The following is a 10435-nucleotide window of genomic DNA, read 5'->3' as shown; positions in this document are numbered from 1 at the left end:
AAAAGTGAAAAATCTCTTTTCATTTGCAAAATAAATGCTTTTGTAAAAAGAACACATTGGGCCGAATTCGGCCCAATTTTATTGGGGGCTTTTGCTATACTATGCTGCAATCTTATGAGCAGCCATGAAAGGATGATTTATGCGTCTTGACCAACGAGCACTTGATCAATTACGTGATGTAAAAATTACGCGAAATTACACCCGTTATGCTGAAGGTTCGGTTTTGGTCGAATTTGGTCATACCAAGGTGTTGTGTACGGCCAGCGTTGATCAATCTGTGCCACGCTTTTTAAAGGGACAGGGACAAGGTTGGGTCACCGCAGAATATGGTATGTTGCCACGTTCTACCCATACTCGTAGCGACCGTGAAGCAGCACGTGGCAAACAAAGTGGCCGTACGCAAGAAATCCAGCGTTTGATTGGTCGTAGTCTCCGTGCCATGGTAGATTTGAAAAAACTCGGTGAAAATACCATTACCATCGACTGCGATGTGATTCAAGCCGATGGTGGCACACGTACCGCAGCCATTACGGGGGCGGCAGTGGCATTAATTGATGCCATGAATGTGTTACTAGAGAAGAAAAGAATCAAGCAAGATCCATTAAAAGGTTTGGTTGCTGCAATTTCTGTGGGCATTTATCAGGATGAAGTATTACTGGATCTTTGTTATGAAGAAGATTCAAACTGCCAAACCGATCTGAATGTAGTCATGACCCAAGCGGGCGAATTTATTGAAATTCAAGGCACAGCTGAAGAAAAACCATTTACTCGTGCTCAAGCCAATGACATGTTGGAAGTGGCTGAAAAAGGCATTCAAACCCTGATTCAAAAACAACAGGAAGCATTGGGCTGGTAATCTTTTCTTGAGTGGAAATATTTTAAGTGAAAACGCATCTTCGGATGCGTTTTTTTATGTCTTCATCTAATCGACATCAAATCATCATATTGTTGTAATTTTCAAGCTTTTTACTAGTCTCCATTCTTCAATGGAGAGACCCATGTCTAAATTCTTTTGTTTTTTTCTCATGATTAGCACTGTCATGCTCAGTGCTTGCAAGGACGATGAATCATCGACCCAGCCGACACAATCGCCTAAAAATAATTGCACGATGCACTGTGCGCCATAATAAAAATCATAAATAAGGATTAAATAATGAACCGTCGTGATTTTGTACTGAATACTGCCAAGACTTTATTTGGCACTGCTGCATTATCCAGTTTTCCTTTGAGTATCCAGAAAGCACTCGCCATTGATGCCAAAGTAGAAACAGGTAGCATTCAGGATGTTAAACATGTGGTGATTTTGACTCAGGAAAACCGATCTTTTGATAACTATTTTGGCACCTTAAAAGGCGTCCGTGGTTTTGGTGATCGTTTTAGCATTCCATTGAGTCAAAAGCGTAAAGTCTGGGAACAGTATGATGCCAAGCAAAATAAAATCCTGCCTTATCATTTAGATAGTCGTTTAGGCAATGCTCAGCGTGTTTCAGGTACACCGCATTCATGGTCAGATGGTCAGGATGCTTGGAATCATGGGCGCATGGGAGACTGGGTGAAATTTAAAAAACCGCAATCCATGGGATATTATAAAAAACAGGAGGTTGAATTTCAGTTTGCTTTAGCCAATGCCTTTACGCTGTGTGATGCTTATCACTGTGCCATGCATGCAGGAACCAATCCCAATCGCATGTTTATCTGGACAGGTACCAATGGCCCAGCGGCGGGTGTCGCTGCGGTGGTGAATGAATTTGATGGTCTGGGTGCATCTTCAAGCGGTTATGAATGGACGACTTATCCTGAGCGTTTACAACAAGCAGGGGTTAGTTGGAAAGTTTATCAAAATATGCCCGATAATTTTACGGATAATCCATTGGCGGGTTTTAAGCAATATCGTCGTGCCAATGAGTTGTCAGGTCAACCTGTCAGTCATGATGATCTGATTAGTCCTGCCTACGATGAAAAAATTGATAGCACTCAACCTTTATACAAAGGGATTGCCAATACCATGCCAGATGGTGGTTTTTTAGGGACATTTAAGCAAGATCTTGCCACAGGGAAATTACCGCAGGTCAGTTGGCTTGTAGCACCAGCCACTTATAGTGAGCATCCGGGACCTTCTAGTCCAGTACAAGGCGCGTGGTATATTCAGGAAGTGCTCAATGCCCTTACCGCAAACCCTGAGATTTGGTCACAAACCGTGTTACTGATCAATTTTGATGAAAATGATGGTTTCTTTGATCACGTACCATCACCAAGTGCGCCATCTAAAGATGATACAGGCAAGATATATGGTAAAACCACATTGCCTGCTGAATCTCTATCACAAGAGTATTTTAGCCATCCTGCGGTGGCGACAGCCAAATCTCAACCCAAGCCAGATGGTCGAGTCTACGGGCCGGGGATTCGTGTGCCGATGTATGTGATTTCACCGTGGAGTCGGGGTGGTTGGGTCAATTCACAGGTATTTGACCACACGTCGATTATTCAATTTCTTGAACAGCGTTTTGGTGTGAAAGAGCCGAATATCAGTGCTTATCGTCGTGCAATTTGTGGTGATTTAACCACTGCGTTTGATTTTAAAACCCCAAATAGCACACAGCTTCCCGAACTTGAAGGTAAAAAAGCCAAAACTGAAGCAGATGCAATTCGCTTGGCACAGTCGCTATTGCCACAAGTTGCTGTTCCGAGCCAACAAGTCTTTCCACAGCAAGAGATGGGGATTCGTCCATCCAGAGCATTACCGTATATCTTGCATACCAGCGCCAAGGTCAATCCATCGGGACAAAGCGTACAGCTTTTATTTGCCAATACAGGTAAACAAGCAGCAGTTTTTCATGTCTATGATCGTTTAAATCTGGATGCGATTCCTCGCCGTTATATGGTCGAAGCAGGCAAGCAATTACAGGATGAATGGAGTACGCAACAAGGTCTCTATGATTTATGGGTCTTAGGTCCAAATGGTTTTCATCGTGCATTTACAGGCAATCTGAATCAAAGTTTACAGCAGCAAGCTTTACCTGAGATTCGGGTGTGTGTGGAAGACTGTGAAGCCAAGTTGTTTTTAAAAGTTCGTCATGATGGTCAATCGAGTAGTAAACTCAAGGTAAAAGCCAATGCTTATTTACCCAATCAGCAATGGTCAATTGAAACCACGAACTCAGAAAAAGAATTGGTTTGGGATATGACTGAATTTGGAGGATGGTACGATTTTACAGTCTATCTGGAAGTTGATCCGAGCTATAGTCGCCGATTTGCAGGGCGTATTGAAACCCAGAAAGATTCAATTTCTGATCCCTATATGGGCTATATTGAAAACTAATTGAATTGGAAATGAATGAAGAAAAAGGATGCGATCAGGCATCCTTTTTACACAAACCTCAACTATTTCACAAACGATAACTTTTAGATTCAGCTTAAAAACAAAGCCTGCTCAAGTTGGTCATGATTAAATTTTAAAGTAGCGAATAATTTTTATCGTTCTATGAAATTGGGGAAATCTATATGCTACAAGGTTTTATTGTACTGTTTGCCATTATTACATTTACCATTATGGCCTGTGATCCACGCCCAAATGAGACATCACGCAATCCATCCGCATGGCAGGCTCAAGCCAAAACTTCAGAAGCTTTGACCCAGCCTAAGCATGCGACCAAGATCGAAAATCAAACCACAAAAACAAATATTGAAACCGAGCAGACTTAAGCATTAAACCGCATCGAAAGATCAACAGCGCTGACATCTTTGGTGAGTACACCCATCGAAATATAATCTACACCAGTACTTGCGACTTCACGTAGATTATCTAAGGTAATATTACCAGAAGCTTCTAACTTACAACGACCTGCCACATGTTTAACCGCATCGATCATTTGTTGTTGGCTAAAATTATCCAACATGACAATATCTGCGCCAGCTTCAAGTGCCTGATTGAGTTCATCCCAAGTTTCAACTTCAACTTCAACGGGTTTATTCGGTGCGATGCGATGCGCCTGAGCAATCGCTTGGGCAATCCCGCCTGCGGCCATGATATGGTTTTCTTTAATGAGAAACGCATCAAATAAACCTAAACGATGGTTTTGACCGCCACCAATGGCAACCGCATATTTTTGGGCAATACGTAGGCCGGGTAAGGTTTTACGCGTGTCTAATAACTTGGTCTGAGTGCCTTCGAGTTGTTTTACATAAAAAGCAGCTTTTGTAGCAACCGCAGATAAAGTCTGAATAAAATTTAGCGCAGGGCGTTCAACGGTTAATAGGCTACGTGCTGAACCCGCCAGTTTTAAAAAAGCCTCACCTGCATTAACCGAGTCACCGTCTTCTTTTAACCATACAATTTGCACAGTTGGGTCATATTGCGAAATCAGTGCATCGACCCACGGACGACCTGCCAACACCATATTTTCACGGCTAATAATCGTTGCGGTCGCCTGTTCATTTTCTGGTGTCAATAGCGCAGTAATATCGCCATCCCCAATGTCTTCAGCCAGTGCTTGTTGTACATTGATTTGAATCGATTGTTCTAGCAAAGATTGAGGAATGCTCATACTTGATACCCAGTATTAACCCAGAAAATTGAGCGATATATTAGCACTGTCCCTCTCAAAATTCACAAACGATTGTCATAAATATGCCATCAACACCGTTTTAATTTTTGAGGAGTCGATTAAACTAGAAGCATTCAAAACCAGATGGGATCATCCTAACCATGCCATTAAGCACAACATATCGAGTTGAACATGGGCAGTTGATTGGTGCCAGACAGATTGCGTCTCCAAACTATAATCAGCGTCCTGAATCTGCTGAAATTCAACTGATTGTGGTGCATAACATCAGTTTGCCACCGTCTCAGTTTGGTGGCGGATATATTGAACAGTTTTTTCAAAATCAATTGGATGGGTCAATTCACCCTTATTTTCAAACGATTGAGGGCATGCAGGTTTCCGCACATTTGTTGATTTTAAGAACTGGTGAAGTAATTCAGTTTGTCAATTTTCATGATCGGGCTTGGCATGCAGGACGTTCCAGCTATTTGGCACAGGTCGAATGCAATGATTATTCGATAGGAATAGAGCTTGAAGGCAGTGATGACCTCGCTTTTGAGGAGATACAATATCAAGTATTAGCGGAAATTACCGCCGTTTTACAGCAAACTTATCCCAAGATTCAGCAGCATATTGCAGGACATTCAGACATTGCACGTGGTCGTAAGACTGATCCTGGCTCATTTTTTCAGTGGCCTTATTTCCGGCGACTGTTGAATGCAAAAAAAATGTAGGCTAGACATCATTTCACAACGAAATAAATTTTTACTTTCATTACAATATCGGCTTTGTATTTAGCCGTGGGTGGATGCGATGGCATTATGGCGATCAACCTTTATTGTCAGTGCTATGACGATGTTGTCTCGTGTACTGGGACTGGTTCGGGATATGGTCTTGCTCAATGTGTTTGGCGCAGGGAAGGATTTCGATACTTTTGTGGTTGCCTTTCGTATTCCCAATTTTTTTCGGCGACTGTTTGCTGAAGGGGCATTTTCTCAGGCCTTTATTCCAGTCTTAACTGAATATAAAACTGGACGGGCGCATGCCGAAGTTCAGATTTTGATTAGTCGAGTCTTTGGTTGCTTACTTTTGGTCATGAGTTTATTGACCTTAGTAGCGATGATTATCGCGCCTGTCATCATTTATGCTTATGCGCCCGGTTTTCATCATGATCCTGAAAAATTTGATCAGGCAGTGAGTCTGTTTCGTCTGACCATTCCATATCTGATGTTTATGTCGTTGACCGCTTTTGCCAGTAGTATTTTAAATAGCTATGGCTCGTTTGCCTCACCTGCATTTTCTCCTGTGTTACTCAATCTCGCCATGATCGCGGGAGCGTGGTGGTTGACGCCGTATATGCAACAACCGATTATGGCTCTGGGTTGGGCTGTATTGGGCGCGGGTATTTTACAGCTTGCGGTGCAGATTCCTGAACTGTGGCGTAAAAAACTGCTTATTCCACCCAAAATTGACTTTAAACATGAAGGGGTAGAACGCATCATGAAATTGATGTTGCCTGCCTTGTTTGGTGTATCGGTCACTCAGATCAATTTATTACTCAATACCATCTGGGCATCCTTTATGCAGGATGGTTCAGTGTCATGGCTGTATAGTGCGGAACGGATGACCGAATTACCGCTCGGTCTCATTGGTGTGGCGATTGGTACGGTAATTTTACCTTCACTTTCAACACGACATGCAGAACAGGATCAGGCTAAATTTCGCGGCATGCTAGATTGGGCGGCACGTGTCATTGTCTTGGTGGGATTACCTGCCAGTATTGCGCTCTTCATGTTATCTACCCCGATTATTCAGGCATTGTTCCAGCGTGGCGAATTTGATCTACGGGATACCCAGATGACCGCTCTGGCATTGCAGTGTATGAGCGGTGGTGTGATTGCGTTTATGTTGATTAAAGTCTTTGCCCCAGGTTTTTATGCGCAGCAGGATACCAAGACACCCGTGCGTGTTGGGTTGATGGCCGTGGCTGCCAATGCGATTATAAACGTGGTGTTGATTGGCTTTTTTAAATTAATCAATTGGCATGCCGAGCATATGGCATTGGCATTGGCTTCATCTGGTTCGGCATTGGTGAATGCAGGATTACTCTATTTTTATCTGCATAAACGCAATATTTTTCGATTTGGTGGGCATTGGAAAAAACTGGCAGTTCAATATGCCATTGCCAATATTGCGATGATTGCTGCATTATGGCTTGGTTTGCACTGGTATGATGGTCAGTCGTCACAGTGGATACGGATTATTGAAGTGGCTGCTTTATGTGTATTGGGCGTGATTGCTTATGGTGTTGCACTGTTAGCCACAGGATTTCGACCACGCGACTTACGCCATGAGTGATAAGTTTACTAAATTGAACTTGATGTTTTTGCTGTCATGAAATCTTTAATAGAGAATAAAAAAGCACAGCCCAAATCTGACTGTGTTTTTAAGTAAAAAAGGATTGTATGCTTTTTGAGATCGCATAGATCATAAATTAGGGTAAAACTTGTAGCAGTTCAATATCAAAAATTAAAACGCTGTTGGGACCAATCGCATCGCCCGAACCGACATCACCATAGGCTAGATTCGCTGGAATAAAGAAGCGCGTTTTTCCGCCTTCTTTCATAGTTTGTACGCCTTCTGTCCAGCCTTGAATGACTTGACTGAGCTGAAATTCAACAGGATGATTACGTGCGATCGAGCTATCAAATACGGTACCGTCCAGTAAGCGACCTTCATAATTCACTTTAACTTTTGAATTTGCTTTTGGCGATTTGCCAGTACCCGCTTGAAGTACTTGATATTGTAAACCTGATTTAGTGGTGATGACCCCTGATTTTTTAGCATTTTCAGTTAAAAAAGTCTGGCCTTGTTTTTGATTGTCTTGTGCTAATTTTTGAAATTCGATCAGTTGTTTGGATTCAACCTGTTTTTTATATTGACTTAGGGCTTTAGCCATATCCTCATCGCTTAAAGAAGAGGCTTTGCCTGTAGAACCTTCTTTTAAACCTTGAATAAACGTTTCTAAATTTAAATCTTTTAGCGTATCTGCATTGGTACGTCCCATGACATAACCATAGCTATAACCCAATTGGTCTTTTTGTGGGCTTTTTGATGTGACAGGAGCAGCAAAACTGGTCACCGTCATGCTAAGTAATAAGAGTGCTAAACTGGTTTTTTTCATTGTGCTTCCTAAAATAAAAGAGGAGAGTATTCAGGGTCTGTTGACACTTCAGCCATGCCTTGCGTTATTCGCTAAAACAACTCAAACGAGGCGTGAAACGCAGGCAATGGCATCTCCCTTGTCAAGTTTCATAACGAATTTTGAGGCAGTTTTAGCTATAACCCTTCGGGACGGGGACTTTTTTTGCCGTTACTGCGTTATGCCTTATTCATTTAGAATGACTAAATTTCATAAGTCATGCCTTGTACCGTCTAAAAAATATCCTCTGTCGCACGCATCTGTGAAATGTCAACAGACCCTGCTCTCCTTCCTCACGAATTATTTAACTTCTAACAGTTCTACATCAAAAATTAAAGTGCTATTTGGTGGAATCATACCCGGCACACCTTGTTCACCATAGGCCAGTTGCGCAGGAATATAGAAAGTTGCCTTTCCACCTTCTTTTAGGAGTTGTAAACCTTCTGTCCAGCCAGGAATGACTTTATTCAGTGGAAACTCGACAGGTTCACCACGATCATAAGAGCTGTCAAACACTTTACCATCGGTCAATTGACCTTTGTAATGGACTTTGACGACAGAGGTCGCTGTCGGTTGTTTACCCGTACCTTCTTTAATAATTTTATACTGTAAGCCTGATGCAGTGGTCTTAACCCCTTCTTTATTGGCATTTTCAGTTAAGAAGTTCGCATTAGAAGATTCGGTTTTTTTCGCATCTTCCAATTGTTTTTGTTGCATTTGCTGTTGAAACTCTACATAGGCAGCTTGAAGTTCCTGTTCAGTATAAGCCGCAGGTTTCTTGTCATGACCATCACGAATCCCACTAACAAAGGCATTAACATCAAGTTCTGGTGGCGTTTGGTGGGCAACTTCATATCCCAGTGCATAGCTGATTTTTTTAACAGGCGAGGCATTCTTGTCTGCCTTTGAACCAACCTCTGCCACTGGATGTTGAGATGCATAGTAAACGGGAATAAGTGCAGCACCGCCTAAAATTACAGCGACAGCAATGGGTAAGGCTTTACTCATGAGTGTTCCAAATGTTGTTTATTTAACCAAATATCAATCGCATGCAATCTTAGCATGGCTACCTTAAGCATATCCTGTTTAATAAAAAAAATAACAGGATTTTTATCTAATTTCACACCAATCCTGAATTCTGCATAAAAAAATCGAACCCGTAGATTCGATTTTTTAACGATACAGAGCTTAAGAATGATTAATCATCTTTGGCCGCTTTATAGGCATAAGCATAGTTATAGCCATAACTACCGCTAGCCGAACGCTGAATATCATTAAGAATAAAGCCATTCACTTTGGTTCCAGCCTGCTCGAAACGATTGAGCGTTAATTCAAGCTCTTTCATTTGCGTCTTGGCATGACGCGCCACAATCAGATTTACGCCAGTATATTGTGAAATAATAATACCATCTGTGACCGCAAGTACTGGCGGTGTATCCAGAATAATATGATCATAGTGCTGAGAAAGTTCTTGCAATAAAGTTTGGAACTTTTGAGAACTGAGTAGCTCAGAGGGATTCGACGGACTCTTACCACGACTGATAAAGCTTAAATTTGGCACTTCAGTTGAATGCGTTACTTGCGTCAAAGTTGCTTGATCGGTTAATAATTCGGTAAGACCAGGTTGAGTCTCCAGATTAAAATATTTATGCAAATAACCACGACGTAAATCGGCATCAATCAGTAAGACTTTTTTGTCACTTTGAGCAAAAATCGTTGCCAAGTTGGTCGAGATAAAAGACTTACCAACTTCTGGCGCAGGACCACTGATCATAATGATATTATTTTTGGCACCTGAAAGCGCGAAATGAATCGCAGTACGAATACTACGTAAGCTTTCAATGGCAACATCATCACTGTGTTTAACTGCAAGAATAGGAATATTCTTTTTCTTTTTCAAAACAGCCAAACGGTTTTCTTGTACTGGAGAACGAGGCACAGTAGCGTATACAGGAAGTTCAAGTTCATTTTCAATTTGGGCAGAATCTTTAATACCTGTACGCAACATATTACGGGTTAAAGCAATCAGTACCCCAATAAAACCACCGACAAAAATAGACAGAATCAGAACGATCAGCTTTTTCGGTTTAATCGGTTTAATCGGCTCAACTGCATTATCGATAATTCGTACATTACCAATTTCACCCGCTTCAGAAATTTTAAGTTGCTGATAACTATTAAGTAAATTCGTATAAAGTTCAGTATTGACCTTGACGTCACGATATAACTGTAAATATAAGCGTTGTAGTTCTGGTAAACGTTTCAAGGTTCCATTCAGTTCACCCAGTTTTTTATTAACGGTCGCCACCTGCGCATTAATTTCAGCCATTAATGGATGGTCAGGCGTGTATTTTGCAGCCAGCTCAGCTTGTTTCTGTTGTAATTCAATTCGCATGGTTTCAAGTTGAATATTTTGCTTAAGCAATAATTCTGACTCTTGAGTGACATCAACGGTATTATGTTGTTCACGGAACTGGTTGAATTTCTTTTCAGAATCTTCCAATTGTTTGCGTAATTCAGGTAATTGTTTATCCAGAAAACTCAAGGTTTGTTTAGATTCTAAGGATTTTCTTTCAATATTTTGCGCGTGATAAACTGTCAAAATATTATTTAAAACTTGCGTAATATGCTTCTGATCCTGCCCTTGATAGGTCAGACCGAGTACACCTGTCATCTTGCCTCTTTCTGCCAC

9 protein-coding genes are annotated in these 10435 nt (G+C 41.5%); 5 read left to right on the top strand and 4 right to left on the bottom strand.

Annotation, left to right across the window (positions count from 1 at the left end):
- Positions 1-139: 139 nt before the first annotated feature.
- The 3 genes from rph to JR005_RS04325 all read left to right on the top strand — a co-directional run bounded on the left by rph (position 140) and on the right by JR005_RS04325 (position 3702).
- On the top strand, positions 140-856 hold the full coding sequence (gene rph / locus JR005_RS04335) for a ribonuclease PH (RefSeq protein WP_218665620.1): 717 nt from the start codon (positions 140-142) through the stop codon (positions 854-856).
- Between the two features lie 297 nt (positions 857-1153).
- A complete protein-coding gene (locus JR005_RS04330) occupies positions 1154-3319 on the top strand; it encodes a phosphocholine-specific phospholipase C (RefSeq protein ID WP_005000815.1) in 2166 nt (721 codons plus the stop codon).
- Positions 3320-3501: 182 nt separating this feature from the next.
- Positions 3502-3702: a hypothetical protein gene (locus JR005_RS04325; RefSeq protein WP_005000816.1), complete on the top strand. Its 201-nt coding sequence runs from the start codon at positions 3502-3504 to the stop codon at positions 3700-3702.
- Here the strand turns inward: JR005_RS04325 and nadC are convergent.
- The gene (nadC, locus tag JR005_RS04320) at positions 3699-4544 is read right to left on the bottom strand and encodes a carboxylating nicotinate-nucleotide diphosphorylase (protein ID WP_004988796.1); all 846 of its coding nucleotides are present in this window, start codon (positions 4542-4544) and stop codon (positions 3699-3701) included. The genes JR005_RS04325 and nadC overlap by 4 nt on opposite strands.
- A gap of 161 nt (positions 4545-4705) precedes the next feature.
- Here nadC and ampD point away from each other — a divergent pair, with 161 nt between their 5' ends.
- On the top strand, positions 4706-5275 hold the full coding sequence (gene ampD / locus JR005_RS04315) for a 1,6-anhydro-N-acetylmuramyl-L-alanine amidase AmpD (protein WP_104795216.1): 570 nt from the start codon (positions 4706-4708) through the stop codon (positions 5273-5275).
- Positions 5276-5345: 70 nt separating this feature from the next.
- The gene (murJ, locus tag JR005_RS04310) at positions 5346-6899 is read left to right on the top strand and encodes a murein biosynthesis integral membrane protein MurJ (RefSeq protein WP_171071563.1); all 1554 of its coding nucleotides are present in this window, start codon (positions 5346-5348) and stop codon (positions 6897-6899) included.
- 136 nt (positions 6900-7035) lie between these two features.
- On the opposite strand, the gene JR005_RS04305 is transcribed toward murJ, so the two are convergent.
- The 3 genes from JR005_RS04305 to JR005_RS04295 form a co-directional block, all read right to left on the bottom strand.
- The gene (locus tag JR005_RS04305) at positions 7036-7725 is read right to left on the bottom strand and encodes an FKBP-type peptidyl-prolyl cis-trans isomerase (protein WP_034697991.1); all 690 of its coding nucleotides are present in this window, start codon (positions 7723-7725) and stop codon (positions 7036-7038) included.
- A 318-nt stretch (positions 7726-8043) separates the two neighbouring features.
- Positions 8044-8751 carry an FKBP-type peptidyl-prolyl cis-trans isomerase gene (locus JR005_RS04300; protein WP_218665619.1) on the bottom strand — a complete coding sequence of 236 codons (708 nt, stop codon included), beginning with the start codon at positions 8749-8751 and terminating at the stop codon, positions 8044-8046.
- Positions 8752-8941: 190 nt separating this feature from the next.
- Positions 8942-10435: polysaccharide biosynthesis tyrosine autokinase (locus JR005_RS04295; protein WP_228731750.1), on the bottom strand; the 1494-nt coding region annotated here is incomplete at its 5' end.

The sequence above is a fragment of the Acinetobacter sp. Colony158 genome (assembly GCF_019264745.1).
GTDB classification, from domain to species: domain Bacteria; phylum Pseudomonadota; class Gammaproteobacteria; order Pseudomonadales; family Moraxellaceae; genus Acinetobacter; species Acinetobacter ursingii.
Note: the sequence above shows the minus strand (reverse complement) of the source record. Positions and strands in the feature narration are given on the sequence as shown.